The following is a 13,930-nucleotide window of genomic DNA, read 5'->3' on the forward strand; positions in this document are numbered from 1 at the left end:
TTCGTGGCCTGGTCACCACTGCGCCGGGGTGGCGGACGTCGATGGTCGAGCTGACGGCGGCGGCCGGGGTGGGCGGCCGGGGTGGGCGGCCGGGGTGAGCATTGCGTCCGCGACGGGGACGGTGATTCCCCACGGCGGGGAAGGCCCACTTCGCTCCGCGCGCCGCGGTCCGCGCGTCACAGAACGGGGCTCTGGCCCCCGTCGCAACGCACTGCGCTGCCGGTGATGTAGGAGGCGCGCTCGCTGCACAGGAACGCGGCCACCGCGCCGAACTCGTCCGGCTCGCCGTACCTGTTGAGGGGGATCCGCGTTGCAGACGCGGCGGTCACCTCCTCCACCGTGGCGCCGGACTCGGCGGCGCGGGCGGCGTCGATCCGCCGCACCCGGTCCGTGGCGATGCGCCCGGGCAGCAGCATGTTGACGGTGACGCCGTCACCCGCGACCTCTGTCGCCAGCATCTTGAGGTACGCGGCGAGCGCGGTGCGCCCGATGCCGGACAGCGCCAGGTCCTGGATGGGGGCCACGACGGCGCCCGAACCCACCGCCAGAACCCGCCCCCATCGCTGTTCGCGCATGTGCGGCAGGGCCAGCGACACCAGGCGGTGTTGGGCGGTCACCAGTGACTCGACAGCGGTGCCGAGTTCCGGCTCATCGATCTCCGTCACACGGGCCGGTCGTGGCCCCGGCCCGTTGAGCACCAGGATGTCCGCAGGGCCGAATGCGGACCGCGTGACCCGCATCAGCAGGTCGGCCCCGTCCGCGGCGAGCAGGTCCACGCCGACTCCCACCGCGCGCGGCAGGCCGGCCGCGACCTCTTCGGCCACGTCCGCGCGGCGACCGCACACGATCACCCGGGCGCCTTCCGCAGCCAGCGCCTCGGCCGTGGCCCTGCCCAGGCCGGACGTGGACGCGCAGACGATTGCGGTTCTGCCGGTGATGCCGAGGTCCATCGCTGCTACTCCATTCACTGAGCGGTACTTCCCCGGCGTGTACGAGATCGAGGCGAGACGGCGACCGCCTCAGATGTAACCCTCCCTTATGGCGTGGGCCACCGCATGGGCCCGGTTGCGCACGTTCAGGCGCATCATGACGTCGCGCAGGATCCCCTTGATGGTCCGCTCGGAGTAGCTGAGCTGATCGGCGATCTCCTTGGTGCCGAGTCCCTGTGACACCAGTTCCAGGACATCGAGTTCGCGCCGGGTGGGCGGATCGTGCTGCACCGTGCTCATGACCGTGCCACGGTCCCGGCGTTCGAGTTTGGCGAGGAGCCGGCGCAGCAGGTCCCCGGGCATGTCCCCCTCGTTCCGGGCCGTCACGCGGGCCGCCTTCACCAACCCGTCCGAGTTGGCCTGGTGGCGCCAGACGACGGACGAGATCCCCGCCTCCAGGACCAGGGTCAGCTGGTGGTCGGCGAGTTCGCCGACCACCAGCACCACGCGTCTCTTGTAGCCCGCCGCCAGTTTGCGCAGCTGGACCCCCGTCTCTACGTCCAATTGGTCGACCAATACGATGGCGACGTCCTTGGTGAAGTCCGGCGAATCCTCCGCTCGCGGGATCACTTCGATGTCGTGGTGCTGGGCCAGCTGGGCAGTGACGCCCGCCCGGGTGAGGGGATCGCCGCCGTACAAGGCGACAGTCAGGCCGGGCGCCTGCACGTGCGGTAAGGGCGGCACCTGTGCCGTCGGCTCCGGTACGGGCCGCTCCGGGATGTGGTCGTGCAGCGAGGGGCTGGGCCGTGCCATGGGTGTCCTTTGCTGTGGGCGAGATTCCCTATGAGTGCCCGGTGATCGCAAGTGCTGCCGGACTCGAGCGCTTATGTTCGTTCGGCTCCGCGCCACATTAACCGACCCCTTGTGAACAGGTGGCCGAAACAGGGTGGTTTTCGGTGGACCTCGCCGGTTCGCCCGGATCACGCCCCGGGCGGCCTTTGAAAGCACGAGCCGAATGGGACATCAGCCCATTGGTCGCCAGATTCATGGTGGCAATTGTTGAGGAAAACTCGGTCCTCTCGCTCTTCGCCCGTCACGCCTCGACTGCCGCAGGAGACAGGACCGTTGCCGTCTGACATCGTTATCATCTGATACATCCCAGGGGTGGTCTGTCTCAATATCGATGCTCCGACACGGGCGGCGGACCCGCCGCATGTGTTCCGTCCGTCGATGCCGGCCGCGTGTGTGCGCCGGCACCCAGGGCCTGCGCGTTCCCCCATCGCCGACCTCGACGGCCGGGGCGCACCCCGGCCCTCCGTGAGGCCTACCGCGTGGCGGTCCTGACCGCGCCGTGGCGTTCCGGCAGCCAGGACACGGCCTGATGGTCCGGACGGGGGCCAAGGGCGCGCTCCGGGCCGGGGTGGAACGGGGCGAGCGGGCCGCGTATCCGGTCGGAGGCGTGGGTGGCCTCGGTCGCGGGGTCCTGGTCGAAGCCGACCCGCACGGTCAGTTCGGCGGTGCTCTCGTCGGTCGGCTGAAGTGAGCGCGGGGTGTGGGTCGTACCGCGCTGCAGATGCGCGATCCGAGTCCCGGCGAGCGCGAACATTCCCCGGGACCTGGGCAGTTGCCCCTGCGGCACAGGTCACCTGCACCAGCCTGGGCTGTGCCTTGCACGAGAGGTCCGTACGGACGGACATTGTTGACGATGCCGGTCCTGGCAAAAATCGCTAAGCGTAACTACAGGGTGTGGCCGGTAACGCCTTGGAACGGTTCTTCCGTAGGCGGTCGGATGCAATGCGACCTACATGCCGGACGGATTCCGTACGTATCTCCCGCATCGACGAAACCGAGGTAGGTGATGATGAACCCGGAATTCTACTCGCGGGTCGCCGACGAGTTCGGCGAATATACCAGCGGGGGGCTGCGTACCGACGTCTTCCCGGACGGTGATCCAGAGGCTGCGTTCGACGAGCTGGCGAGGGGTCTGGGCGATCCGGATGGCCGGCTGGTCGATGTCGGTTGCGCCGATGGACGCAGCCTGCTGAGGATCGCCCCGGTGTTCGGCAGCGTGCTCGGCATCGACATGTCGCCGTCGATGCTGGAGTCCGCCGAGCGGAGGCTTGAGAAGGTCGGGCTGGGCAACGTCAGGTTCGAGCGGCGTGATGCCTCCCGGACCGGCCTTCCCGACGGGGAGGCCGACGTGCTCACGTCCCGGCGTGGGCCGTTGTTCCCCGGAGAGTTCCTCAGGGTGCTCAGACCCGGCGGTCACCTGATCTACATGGGCATCGGTGAGACGGATGTCCGCGAGCTGAAGGAGACCTTCGGCCGGGGCCAGTTCTTCGGCCGCTGGGACGGCAGGCCGGTGATGGACGAGGTGGTGGAAGAACTCACCGGGTCCGGTTTCACGGTGGTGCTGGAGAAGTCCTTCCGGACCGTGGAGTTCTACCACTCTCCGGTCGAGCTCGACAGGTTCCTGCGCCAGGTGCCGATTTTCGAGGACTACGACACTGTGGCGGACCGGGACTTGTTCGAGCGCTATGTGGCATCGGCCGGCAGTGACCGTGGTGTCCGGCTTGACCGGCACTGGTTCGTGGTTCAGGCGAGGACGGCGGCATGACGATCTTCTCCGATCTCGAGTCCGAGGTCCGCAGCTACAGCCGGCTGTGGCCGGTCGTGTTCGACCGGGCGGAGAACAGCCGGCTGTTCTCCGAGGACGGTCGGACCTACCTGGACTTCTTCGCCGGCGCGGGTGCGCTCAACTACGGTCACAGCAACGCGTTCCTCAAGCAGGCGTTGTTGGACTACATCGTCCGGGACGGGGTCTCGCACGCGCTGGACATGCTCACCGTGGCGAGGCGGGACTTCCTTGAGACCTTTCAGGACGTTCTCCTGACGCCGCGAGGGCTGCAGTACAAGGTGGTGTTCCCCGGTCCGGGCGGTGCGAACGCGGTCGAGGCGGCTCTGAAGCTCGCCCGGCGGGTTACTGGACGGCAGTCGGTGGTGAGCTTCACCAACTCCTTCCACGGGATGACTCTGGGCACCCTCGCGGTCAGCGGCAATGCGACGAAACGGGCGGCCGCCGGGGTGCCTCTGACCTTGACGACCGCGATGCCCTACGACGGCTATCCGGGCATCGGGGAAACCGGTCCGCGCCATCTCGACCGGCTGTTGTCGGACGGGGGCAGCGGGCTGGACCGGCCCGCTGCCGTCATCGTGGAGACGGTTCAGGGCGAGGGCGGATTGAGGACCGCCGGCGCAGGGTGGCTGCGCGAGCTCGCCGACGTGTGCAAACGGCACGAGGTGTTGCTCATCGTGGACGACGTCCAGATGGGCTGCGGCCGCACAGGACCGTTCTTCAGCTTCGAGGACGCCGGGATCACTCCGGACATGGTGTGTTTGTCCAAGTCCATCGGAGGGTTCGGTCTTCCTCTGGCTCTCACTCTCATCCGACCGGAACTGGACGTCTGGAAACCGGGCGATCACAACGGGACGTTCCGCGGTGTCAGCGCGTCTTTCGTGACCGGAGCGCAGGCGCTGCGCTCCTACTGGAGCGACGGGACGCTGGAGAAGTCCACCCGAGAGCGAGGGGAGCGGATCGCGGCGGCCCTGGGCGCCATTGCCGACGATCACTCCGAGGCGGGCCTGGAGGTCCGGGGCCGGGGGTTCGCGGCCGGACTGCGGTTCGCCACGCCCGGCGCGGCCCGCGCGGTGTGCGTCGCGGCCTTCGAGAGCGGCCTGCTCATGGAGACGTCCGGTGCGGCTGCCGACGTGGCGAAGCTGCTGCCCCCGCTGACCATCAGCAACGACGACCTGGACGAAGGTCTCGACATCATCCGTCGGTGCGTGGGCGCGGTGCTCGCGCGGAGCAAGTGAGAGGTCACCGCTGTGCCAGGCACAATTCCCGAAGTCGACCTCGAGGCATGGCGCAAGGCATCCGGGGCTGATCGCGCCCCCGTCGCCGCGGAGCTGGACGCCGCGCTGCGCAGCACCGGTATGTTCCTCGTGTCCGGGCACGGTGTGCCGCAAGCCGTGATCAACGACTTCCGGGCCACCGCCAAGCGGTTCTTCGCCCTGCGGAAGGAGGTCAAGGCTCAGTACGCCATCGAGGCCGCGTACGACGGCGGGTGGCTGGAGATGCATCCCCCCGGTGGGGTCGGGGTGCCGGTGCGCGAGGGCGAGGAGGCCCCGAGCGCACCGGATCTTCACGAGTCGTTCTACGTGGGGCCTGGTCTCCGTACCGGCGACGAGCAGCGGGACCGGTTCAACTATCCGGCGAACCGCTGGCCGGTCGAGCTGCCGGAGTTGCGGGCAGCCGCGGATGCGTACACCACGCATATGCTGCGGGTGGTGCAGGCGGTCAACGAGGTGCTTGCCGTCACGCTGGGGCTGCCGGAGGACTTCTTCACCTCGCGGGCGCGGATGGCGACGTGGACGCAGAATGCCAGTTGGTACCCGTCGTACTCGAGCATCGGAGAGGTCGCTCGCGGCCAGTTCCGCAACGGGCCGCATACCGACCTGGGCACCGTCACACTGCTGAGCCGTCAGCGAGGTGTGGGTGGGCTGCAGGCGTGGAACAAGGCGGACGGCTGGTTCTCGCCGCCGTACCGCCCGGACTTGCTCGTCGTCAATCTCGGTGACCTGATGGAGCTGTGGACCGATGGGCGCTGGCGGGCGCTGAAGCACCGTGTGCTGCCGCCCAGCCCGGTGGCTCCGGACGAGGAACTGCTGTCGCTGGTCTTCTTCTTCGAGACCGACCCCGACACGCTGATCGAGCCGTTGGCCGCACCGGTCGGTGGCGGCCGGGGGCTGTCGCCGGCGTATGCGCGGCGGACGGTCCTCGAGAAGCTCGGTGTCACGCCCGACTCCTTCCTGGGGGTCTGAGACATGCGCAGGACCGTTGCTGTGGTGTCCGGCGGGATCGACTCGGTGACCATGGCGCATCACCTCGCCGCCGAGGGCCACGACGTTCAGGTGCTGTCCATCGACTACGGTCAGCGCCACCGCAAGGAGCTTGAGTTCGCCGCTGCTGCCGCGGAACGGCTCGGTGCGCCGTACGAGGAGGTCGATCTGCGCTCGCTGCGGAGCGTCATGCGCGGATCGTCGCTGACGGATCCGTCCGTGGCGGTGCCCCGCCCGGACCGTCTGGTCGGCGGCCGGAACCCGAACATCGTGCCGAACCGTAACGCCGTGCTGCTGTCGGTGGCCTTCGCGCTGGCGGTCACTGTGCAGGCGGACGCCGTTGCTTTCGGCGTCATGGCCGAGGACGTCGGTCCGTCCGACACCTCTCCGGAGTTCTTGCGGCTGTTCCTCGAGATGGAGCGGGTGGCGACCAAGGGTTCGCTTGCGCCCGGGGTCGAACTGCTCGCGCCGCTGATCGAACTGCCGAAGACCGGAGTCGTCGCTCTCGGCGAGAAGCTCGGTGTGCCCTGGAACCAGACGTGGACGTGCTTCCGCGGTGAGGACATCCACTGCGGTGCGTGTGCGGCGTGTGCGGAGCGGCGCGGGGCGTTCGCGGACCTGGGCATCACGGACCCGACGGTCTATCGCGAAGCACCGAGACCGCAGTGACCGGTGCCGGCCGCCTCATGGGTGGCCCCGACACGGAAAGAGGCGGTGCCGCGTGGAACCGGAACTCGTCGTCAACGAGATCTTCGGCCCGACCGTCCAGGGAGAGGGCCGGTCCATGGGCCGCAGGTGCGCGTTCCTGCGGCTCGGTGGCTGCAACCTGTCTTGTACGTGGTGCGATACGCCCTACACGTGGGACTGGACCGGAGCGGGTGAATCCGGAGTCAGGTACGACCCCCGCAGGGAGTTGCATCGCTGTCACGTCCGCAAGGTGGCCGAGAAGCTCCTCTCGTTCGGCGTAGAGCTGATCGTCATCTCCGGCGGCGAGCCGCTCGGCCAGCAGAGCCGACTGGTCCCGCTGGTCGAGCTGCTGACGGCGCACGGCCTGGAAATCGAGATCGAGACCAACGGCACGCACGCCGCGGACCCGGCACTGGTCTCGGCCGGAGTCCGCTTCAACGTCTCGCCGAAGCTGGCCCACTCGGGCGATCCGGAACATCGGCGGATCGTGCCGGACGCGCTGAAGAGCCTCGCGGTGACGGAAGGCACCACGTTCAAGTTCGTCTGCCGCAACACCGGCGACCTGGACGAGGTGGCCGGACTGGTCGAAGAGTTCGGCCTCGGCTCGGTCTGGATCATGCCGAAGGGGCAGACGGGCGCCGAGGTGAGCCGGCACATGGCCGAGCTGGCCGATGCGGTGATCGCACGAGGCTGGAATCTCACAACACGCCTGCACACCTTGCTGTGGGGCGACACACGAGGTGTCTGAACGCGTGGCTGAATCCAACGAGAAAGGTGAATCGGAGACATGACGCTGCGCATTACGAAGAAGTTCGAGTTCTCTGCCAGCCACCAGCTCTCCGGCCTGGCCGAAGGGCACCAGTGTGCTCGGCTGCACGGCCACAACTATGTCGTCGAGCTGGAGCTGAGCGCCGATCTGACGGAACTGCCTCCGACGGGGTTCGTGCGTGACTACGGCGACTTGGCCCCCTTCAAGTCATGGCTCGACCAGACGCTCGACCACCGTCACCTCAATGACCTGGTGGACACGAATCCCACCGCCGAGAACCTGGCGGTGTGGCTCTACGAGCATTGGTCGAAGCAGTTCCCGGAGCTGACATCCGTGCGCATCTCGGAAACCCCCAAGACATGGGCCGAGTACCGGCCCTGAAACGCCGGCCGGCTGGCGAGGAGCCAGCCGCCCGTTCATCGGAATCGAGCAACGGCCGTGCCGGTCGGACTGGAGAGGTGTCTGTATGCCTGTGACGACGTATGTGCAGGAGGGTGACGTCGACTCGGAGAAGCCGCGGGAGGAAGACCCACTGGTCGGAATCGCCCGACAGCTCCTGAAGGAGATCGGGGAGGACCCCGACCGCGACGGGCTGCGCGATACGCCGGCGCGGTTCGCCCGCTGGTGGCGCGAGTTCATCAACTACGAGCCGGGCTCGGTCGGCACCCTGTTCGAGTCGGTCGGCACCAAACAGTTGGTGATCGTCTCGGACATCCAGGTCTGGTCCCTCTGCGAGCACCACCTGCTGCCGTTCAACTGCTCGGTGACGATCGCCTATCGGTCGGCCAACCAGTTGCTGGGCCTGTCGAAGTTCGCCCGGATCGCCCACCGGCATGCGCACAAGCTCCAGGTGCAGGAGCGGCTGGTCTCCGAGATCGCCGACGACATCGCCGTGCTCAGCGGGGCGAAGGATGTGGCCGTCGTCGCCAAGGGCGAGCACATGTGCATGACGATGCGCGGCATCAAGGCGGCAGCCCAGATGACCTCGACGGCCTACCGCGGGGCCTTCGGCGAGGACGCCGCACTCCGGGCCGAGATGTTCGACCTGCTGCGCCCCTGAGTATCTGGCTGCTGCGGCCCTGTACCGGGTCGCGGCAGCCGCCCCGAGGAGCATGCCATGGAAACACCATCTGTGTCAGAGGCTGGCCGGATCCCCACTCGGTTTTCGGGGCGGGAGACGCCGATGCCCCTGCGCCGCGAACCGATTGTCGCCGCCGGCGAGTCGATCAGGCAGAACGTTCCGACCGGATTCCTTCAGAACTGGGCCGACGGCGGCGGGATTGGGGCTGCGCCCTTCGGCCGACGACTCCGCAACCTGCGACTGCAGATGGGACTGTCTCAGAAGCAGTTGGCGCGCTCCAGCACGCTCAGTGTCCGTGCGATACGCGATCTGGAGAACGGGAGGGTACGGCAGCCCAGGGCAGACTCCCTGCGCCTGCTCGCCGACGCCCTTGGTCTCAGCGCCCCCCAGATGAACCGGCTGGCGAACGACCATGCGCTCGGCTTCCTGGCGGGGACGGCCGAGCCGGCCGGGAGCGGCCCGTTCATCGGCCGGGAGCAGGAGCTGGCGGCGCTGACCACGATGTTCGGCGCCGAACACCACCGCCTGGTCACGATCATCGGGATCGAGGGTGTCGGCAAGACACGGCTCGCACTGGAGGTGGCGCGCGCACTCGAGGCAGCCGAGCACTGGACGGCCCTCTGGCTGCCCCCCGACGACGGCCAGCTCCGGAGCGGAAGGGCGCTGGTGGGGGCTCCGGGGCAACCCACGTGGTTGCGTGAGGTCGTGCACTCCGGGCCCGACAGCCGTCGGCGTCTCGTCGAGACCATCGGGGGGTCGAACGCCCTCCTCGTCCTCGACGGTGCCCGGCCGGAGGACGAGCTGGTGGACATCACAGCCCATCTCCTGGCCGCATGCCCCCGGCTGCGGATTCTCGTCACGACGCGAAACCCCGGCGGTATGCCCCTCGACACCCTCTTCCCCCTGGCACCGCTTCCCGTGCCCCCATCCGACACCGAGCCGGCGGACTTGGACAAAGTGGCGTCGGTGGCGCTGTTGCTCGCCCAGACGAAGCGAATTCAGCCGGCCTTCCGTCCCGACCCGCATGTTCTCGCGGACGTCGCCCGGATCTGCCGCGCACTCGACGGCCTTCCCGCTGCTCTCGAATCCGCCGCCCACTGGAGCTTGATCTACTCCCTGCGGGAGCTCGCCCACCAAATCGCCACCGAGCCGCTCACCGTCGCGCGGCGCCCCCACGGCGGCCATCGGCAGCCGGACGCCTACGCGTCGGTCCACGACACCGTTGCCGCACTGAGCAGCCGCCAACGCGACCTGCTGGCGACCATGTCCCATGGATCGTCCGGCGAAATGGACGGCTACTGGTCGGTGCCGGGGGTGGCGGACAAGATGGGCCTGACGGCTGCGGAATGCGCCGACGACATCTACCACCTCCTTATCCTCGGCATCCTTCGCCGTGTCGACCACCACGACGTGGCGATGTTCAGGGTGCTCAACATTGTCAGCGTCGCCGGACAGAACGCAGCCGCGTGACCCAAGTACCACCAGGAAGGATGAAACAGTGCGACTCTGCACTCTTCGCACCGAGACCGGTGAGGATGTCGGCGTGTCGGTCCCTGGCGGGATCGCCACACTGAGCCTCATCAATGCGACCGCGGGAACCTCGTACGGCCCCACGATGCTGGACATCATCCTGAAGGGCGAGGCGGTCGCGCTCGCGGCGACGGTTGCCGCCCTGCCCGACCCCGGCGTGCCGGCCTCGCGGGGCGGGCCGGTATTCGGGCCGCCCTACCGGTGTCCGCCGAAGCTGTGGGGTGTGGGCCTGAACTATGTGCGCCACGCCGACGACCTGGGCGTACGACAGCCGACCGACGCCCCCGGCTCCTACCTGCGGCCGCCCTCCGCCGTGATCGGACACGGCGACGACATCCTGCTCCCCAGCCAGTCCCAGCGCGTCACCGCCGAAGCCGAGCTCGGCGTGGTCATCGGAACCACCTGCCGAGACGTGTCACCTCAGGACGCCGAGTCCGTCATCTTCGGCTATACCACCGTCCTGGACATGACCGCCGAGGACGCGATCCGGGTCAACCCCCGCCACATTCCCTGGGCGAAGGCCTTCGACACCTTCTGCAGCATCGGCCCCTGGGTCGTCACCCCCGACGAGATCCCCGACCTCTCCGCAGTGCGGATCTCCACCGTCGTCAACGGGAAGACGATCGCGTCCAACCAGGTGTCTGCGATGATGTACGACCCCTATTGGCAGGTCGGTTACTTCTCCGGCGGCATGGTCCTCGAAGCCGGCACCGTGATCGCCACGGGAACCCCCGGTGCCGGCGTCATCCACGACGGGGACACCGTGGAAGCCCGTGTCGAGGGCGTCGGCGACCTTTGCAACACCGTCAGGCTCAAGCCCGCCCAATAATCCGGAGCCGAGCGTCCTGCCTGCCCCAGGGCCGCTACCCGGCCCACATCGGAGTGGTGGCTGGGCCGGGTAGCCGGATTCGCCTGCGCAACCCCGGGGCTCACCGATGAGTCACTGCATCTGCGTGTTCACGGCGCGATGGGTATCGATTCCCGGACCTGTTCCGATGTCACCGGTCCGGCTCTGACGGCCCCGCATGCCAGCCCGGACGCGGCGGCGGACGACGCCGCCGCGAGAACCAGCAACGCCCCTGGCCCCCATGCCTGGATGACCACACCGCTGACCGCTGCCCCGGCTGCTCCGCCCAACGACACGGAGGAACCGATCCACGACTGCGTTTCCGCGGCCATGTTCGCCGGAGCCAGATCGCCGGCCGTCGCGTACAGGGCCACGAAGCTGGGCCCCACCGCGATTCCCATGAACGCCGTGGCCACGATCAGGACGGCCGTCCAGACGAAACTGGCCGCCGCCACGAGAGAGGTCCCCAGGCAGAGCACGGCCAGCGTGACTGGGAACGTGGCCCGGGCCGACCTCCGCGTCGGCAACGCTCCCAGGATGAGGCCGCCCGCCATACTTCCCACCGACATACAGCTGAGGAGCACTCCACCCATCAGCGGTGACTTGTGCTGCTGAGCCCAGGCGGGAAGGGCCAGCTCGATCGCGCGGACCGCCATGAAGAAACACACCACCGCAACCATCAACGTGCGCAACGCCCGGTTGCGCAGCGAGCCCAGCCAGTGGCGCTCTGCGGACCGCGGCTGTCCGCGCTGGTGCGGCAGCTTGCGGGAGAGCAGCAGGAGGGTCGCGCTGGTGGTGAGCAGCGCGGAAGCGGCCAGGCCGGCCCAGGGCGCCACGGCCGCCACCAGGAAGGCTGCGACGGTCGGCCCCACGATGTACCCCACGTCGGTCAACACGGCATCCAGCGACAGGACGGTTGTCCGGAGCCTGCCCGTGGTCATCGCGCCCCACATCAGCCGGGTCACGATCTGGATGGGGGGAATCGACGTCGATGCGACGAACGCGCAGACGACTGTGGTGGCGAACGGTCCATGCGCGCTTTCGTTCAGGACCAGGACGGTGAGCGCGCCCAGATAGGCCACGAGCGACGGGCACATCACCAGGGCATAGCCGTAGCGGTCCATGAGCCTGCCCCTCAGCGGGGCGGTGACTCCGGCCAGCGCGGACACCGAGACCACGATGGCCGCCTGCTTGAAACCCCGATGATGCGCGACCTCGAGCAGGAGGGCGACCGAGGAGATTCCCAGCTTCAGCTTACCCGCGACACCCGCGAACAGAGATGAGCCGAATTTCGGCAGAGAGAAGAGCTGTCGATACGAGGACAAGAACTTCATGCATTCCGCAACTTTCGCCGGGTCGGCCCGCACCACCAATGAGGACGGCAGTCGCCGTGTCGTCGCCGAGGGCACCCCGATCCATTTACCGGCCATGGAAACTCACCGAGGATGTCGCTGAAAGAGCGACAGGAGCTCGTTGCGTTCGCGGAGGTCTCCCGCATCGCGGATGCGTCCCGGCGGCTCCTGCGGCGTGCCCGACGCCGCAGCGCGACTGCCCCGGCAGGTCCCGTCATCGGCAGCCGACGTCGGCTCACATCGAGGCGCTGGCGCCCGAGGTGTCCTTCACGCCCTCCTCGTGCGAAAAGTATCCGGTCGACGACTTCGTGCCGTCGCCGACGTGGGAACCTTCCTGAACCTGGTACAGGGAGTTGAACTCCGCCGCCGCGATCGGGAGCCGCCACAGGCCGGCCTCGCTGCGGACGGTCCTGGCCGCACTGCCGCGCACGAGCTTCGCTGTCGGCTCGTTGTGCGCGGCGTGCGGTCCGTAGTAGACGGGAAGGGCGTCGGCCGCCCGGTAGGCCGGGATGAAGACGCGGCGGTACATGTCCGAGAGGTTCTTCTCGGAGGAGTGCAGAAGCAGGGGGTGGATGAACACCACCGATCCCGCTGACCCCTGGCAGTCGACGATCGCCGACTCATCCAGACCCACGTCGGCCGGCGACGGGACCTTACCCACGAAATGGCCCGCCGACTCGTGCTGGAACAGGCCGTGCCGGTGCGAGCCGGGAACGACCCGCAAACAGGCATTCTCCCGGGTCGCGTCGTCGAGATAGATCAGCGAGGCGACCAGGCCGGTGTTCGTGTGCGGGTAGAACGCGAAGTCCTGGTGCCACTCGACGGGGCTGCCCACGTGCGGCGCCTTCACGTTGAGCTTCGAGTACTGCAGCACGATGTCGGGGCCGATCAGCTGCTCCACCGCGTCGAGGAGCCGGGTGTCCTCCGCGATGCCGGCGAAGATCTCGTCCCGCGAGGTCGGAGCCCAGATGCGGCGAGCCTTGGTGCCGTCCTCCGGCTCCGCCTCGGCCACACTGGTCAGGTCGGCGGAGGAAAGCAGGCCGTCGACGACGGATCGCGCCTTCTCGACCAGCTCGGTGTCGAATATCCCGGCCACGACGCAAAACCCGTTCTCACGGTAGAAATCGACCTGGCTCTGGCTGAGGATGCCGCCCATCGAATACCCCTTCCGTACAGTCAGTGACCATTTGGCTCCCGCAGAATCTTGCGCTCCAATTCGTACACGTCACCGTCACCTGCTGCAAGGCGTGCCTAGCCGTCCACAGAGGCAGTTGGGCCACTCGACGTGCGCTCTTCTGCCGGGTTTCTGCCGGGTTTCTGCCGCTGGCGGATGTGCACTTCTTGGCTAGTGTCGATACAACGCTTGCCCATACTCCCCGCTTGAGGTATTCAATGTCGAAGCCACCGCCTATGGTTGCGTTTTCCTGCGTCGCCGAGACAGCCTCGCGGATCTTCCGCAGCGCCTCGTGGAACTGCAGTATGAGCTCCGACTGACAATCGGGGGCGTGCGCACCTCGCCGGCGGTCCGTTCAGAAGAGTCCGAATACGTCGTGGTCATCAACCACGAGAGGCAGTACTCGATCTGGCCGCAGACCGATCACAACCCTCCAGCGGAATGGTGCACGATCGGTGAATCGAGGACCAGGCACGAATCGTCTCGCGCACCTCTGTGATGGGTGGACCCCATATGCGGCCCCTGATTCCTCGCCGCCATCATGGTGCCGCCGGTGAATGACCGGTCGTGTCACGAGTATCCGGTCCGGGTCGGTGTGCGTTTTCGCCGCAGCCGTGTCGCTGCGACGGACTGCGCCGCGTGGCACCGGTGTCCGGGGAGCT

General features: G+C 67.9%; 14 protein-coding genes and 1 pseudogene. 10 read left to right on the plus strand and 5 right to left on the minus strand.

The features are described 5' to 3' along the window. Positions 1–176: 176 nt before the first annotated feature. The 3 genes and pseudogenes from ACFSL4_RS22230 to ACFSL4_RS22240 form a co-directional block, all read right to left on the minus strand. Positions 177–950, minus strand: coding sequence for an SDR family oxidoreductase (locus ACFSL4_RS22230; RefSeq protein ID WP_381085642.1), 774 nt, complete (start codon positions 948–950; stop codon positions 177–179). Positions 951–1,019: 69 nt separating this feature from the next. After that, positions 1,020–1,742: a helix-turn-helix transcriptional regulator gene (locus ACFSL4_RS22235; protein ID WP_381085645.1), complete on the minus strand. Its 723-nt coding sequence runs from the start codon at positions 1,740–1,742 to the stop codon at positions 1,020–1,022. Between the two features lie 514 nt (positions 1,743–2,256). Then, positions 2,257–2,511 (minus strand): annotated as a pseudogene (locus ACFSL4_RS22240) (IS110 family transposase); the annotation flags it as partial. A 276-nt stretch (positions 2,512–2,787) separates the two neighbouring features. On the opposite strand from ACFSL4_RS22240, the gene ACFSL4_RS22245 reads away from it, so the two are divergent. From ACFSL4_RS22245 to ACFSL4_RS22285, 9 genes are all read left to right on the plus strand, one after another. Beyond that, complete coding sequence (locus tag ACFSL4_RS22245) at positions 2,788–3,546, plus strand: class I SAM-dependent methyltransferase (protein ID WP_381085759.1); 759 nt, start codon at positions 2,788–2,790, stop codon at positions 3,544–3,546. Then, the gene (gene ectB / locus ACFSL4_RS22250) at positions 3,543–4,802 is read left to right on the plus strand and encodes a diaminobutyrate--2-oxoglutarate transaminase (RefSeq protein ID WP_381085647.1); all 1,260 of its coding nucleotides are present in this window, start codon (positions 3,543–3,545) and stop codon (positions 4,800–4,802) included. Before ACFSL4_RS22245 ends, ectB begins: the two co-directional genes overlap by 4 nt. A gap of 12 nt (positions 4,803–4,814) precedes the next feature. Further along, entirely contained in the window at positions 4,815–5,810 is a 996-nt protein-coding gene (locus tag ACFSL4_RS22255; protein ID WP_381085649.1) for an isopenicillin N synthase family dioxygenase, read from the plus strand. Between the two features lie 3 nt (positions 5,811–5,813). Then, positions 5,814–6,497 (plus strand): 7-cyano-7-deazaguanine synthase, encoded by a 684-nt coding sequence (locus tag ACFSL4_RS22260; protein WP_381085652.1) that lies wholly within the window; start codon positions 5,814–5,816, stop codon positions 6,495–6,497. Between the two features lie 52 nt (positions 6,498–6,549). Then, positions 6,550–7,263, plus strand: coding sequence for a 7-carboxy-7-deazaguanine synthase QueE (locus tag ACFSL4_RS22265; RefSeq protein ID WP_381085655.1), 714 nt, complete (start codon positions 6,550–6,552; stop codon positions 7,261–7,263). Between the two features lie 39 nt (positions 7,264–7,302). Further along, a complete protein-coding gene (locus ACFSL4_RS22270) occupies positions 7,303–7,665 on the plus strand; it encodes a 6-pyruvoyl trahydropterin synthase family protein (RefSeq protein WP_381085657.1) in 363 nt (120 codons plus the stop codon). Between the two features lie 85 nt (positions 7,666–7,750). Next, positions 7,751–8,344 (plus strand): GTP cyclohydrolase I, encoded by a 594-nt coding sequence (folE, locus tag ACFSL4_RS22275; RefSeq protein WP_381085660.1) that lies wholly within the window; start codon positions 7,751–7,753, stop codon positions 8,342–8,344. A gap of 123 nt (positions 8,345–8,467) precedes the next feature. Then, a complete protein-coding gene (locus ACFSL4_RS22280; RefSeq protein ID WP_381085663.1) occupies positions 8,468–9,835 on the plus strand; it encodes a helix-turn-helix domain-containing protein in 1,368 nt (455 codons plus the stop codon). A 73-nt stretch (positions 9,836–9,908) separates the two neighbouring features. After that, on the plus strand, positions 9,909–10,724 hold the full coding sequence (locus ACFSL4_RS22285) for a fumarylacetoacetate hydrolase family protein (protein ID WP_381085666.1): 816 nt from the start codon (positions 9,909–9,911) through the stop codon (positions 10,722–10,724). Between the two features lie 128 nt (positions 10,725–10,852). Here ACFSL4_RS22285 and ACFSL4_RS22290 read toward each other — a convergent pair whose 3' ends face one another. Together ACFSL4_RS22290 and ACFSL4_RS22295 are read right to left on the minus strand one after the other, a co-directional pair. Beyond that, positions 10,853–12,172, minus strand: a complete 1,320-nt coding sequence (locus tag ACFSL4_RS22290) for an MFS transporter (RefSeq protein WP_381085668.1) — start codon at positions 12,170–12,172, stop codon at positions 10,853–10,855. Between the two features lie 157 nt (positions 12,173–12,329). Further along, entirely contained in the window at positions 12,330–13,250 is a 921-nt protein-coding gene (locus tag ACFSL4_RS22295) for a phytanoyl-CoA dioxygenase family protein (protein WP_381085671.1), read from the minus strand. A 349-nt stretch (positions 13,251–13,599) separates the two neighbouring features. Here ACFSL4_RS22295 and ACFSL4_RS22300 point away from each other — a divergent pair, with 349 nt between their 5' ends. Continuing rightward, the gene (locus tag ACFSL4_RS22300) at positions 13,600–13,767 is read left to right on the plus strand and encodes an MbtH family NRPS accessory protein (protein WP_381085674.1); all 168 of its coding nucleotides are present in this window, start codon (positions 13,600–13,602) and stop codon (positions 13,765–13,767) included. The last annotated feature ends 163 nt before the right edge of the window (positions 13,768–13,930 follow it).

This window comes from Streptomyces caeni (assembly GCF_042678285.1).
GTDB lineage: Bacteria > Actinomycetota > Actinomycetes > Streptomycetales > Streptomycetaceae > Streptomyces > Streptomyces caeni.

What these genes read in the sequence shown, in the direction of transcription:
- ACFSL4_RS22230 (WP_381085642.1), bottom strand. Translation starts at nt 950, where the DNA reads ATGGACCTCGGCATCACCGGCAGAACCGCAATCGTCTGCGCGTCCACG.
- ACFSL4_RS22235 (WP_381085645.1), bottom strand. Translation starts at nt 1,742, where the DNA reads ATGGCACGGCCCAGCCCCTCGCTGCACGACCACATCCCGGAGCGGCCC.
- ACFSL4_RS22245 (WP_381085759.1), top strand. Translation starts at nt 2,788, where the DNA reads ATGATGAACCCGGAATTCTACTCGCGGGTCGCCGACGAGTTCGGCGAA.
- ectB (WP_381085647.1), top strand. Translation starts at nt 3,543, where the DNA reads ATGACGATCTTCTCCGATCTCGAGTCCGAGGTCCGCAGCTACAGCCGG.
- ACFSL4_RS22260 (WP_381085652.1), top strand. Translation starts at nt 5,814, where the DNA reads ATGCGCAGGACCGTTGCTGTGGTGTCCGGCGGGATCGACTCGGTGACC.
- ACFSL4_RS22270 (WP_381085657.1), top strand. Translation starts at nt 7,303, where the DNA reads ATGACGCTGCGCATTACGAAGAAGTTCGAGTTCTCTGCCAGCCACCAG.
- folE (WP_381085660.1), top strand. Translation starts at nt 7,751, where the DNA reads ATGCCTGTGACGACGTATGTGCAGGAGGGTGACGTCGACTCGGAGAAG.
- ACFSL4_RS22280 (WP_381085663.1), top strand. Translation starts at nt 8,468, where the DNA reads ATGCCCCTGCGCCGCGAACCGATTGTCGCCGCCGGCGAGTCGATCAGG.
- ACFSL4_RS22290 (WP_381085668.1), bottom strand. Translation starts at nt 12,172, where the DNA reads ATGGCCGGTAAATGGATCGGGGTGCCCTCGGCGACGACACGGCGACTG.
- ACFSL4_RS22295 (WP_381085671.1), bottom strand. Translation starts at nt 13,250, where the DNA reads ATGGGCGGCATCCTCAGCCAGAGCCAGGTCGATTTCTACCGTGAGAAC.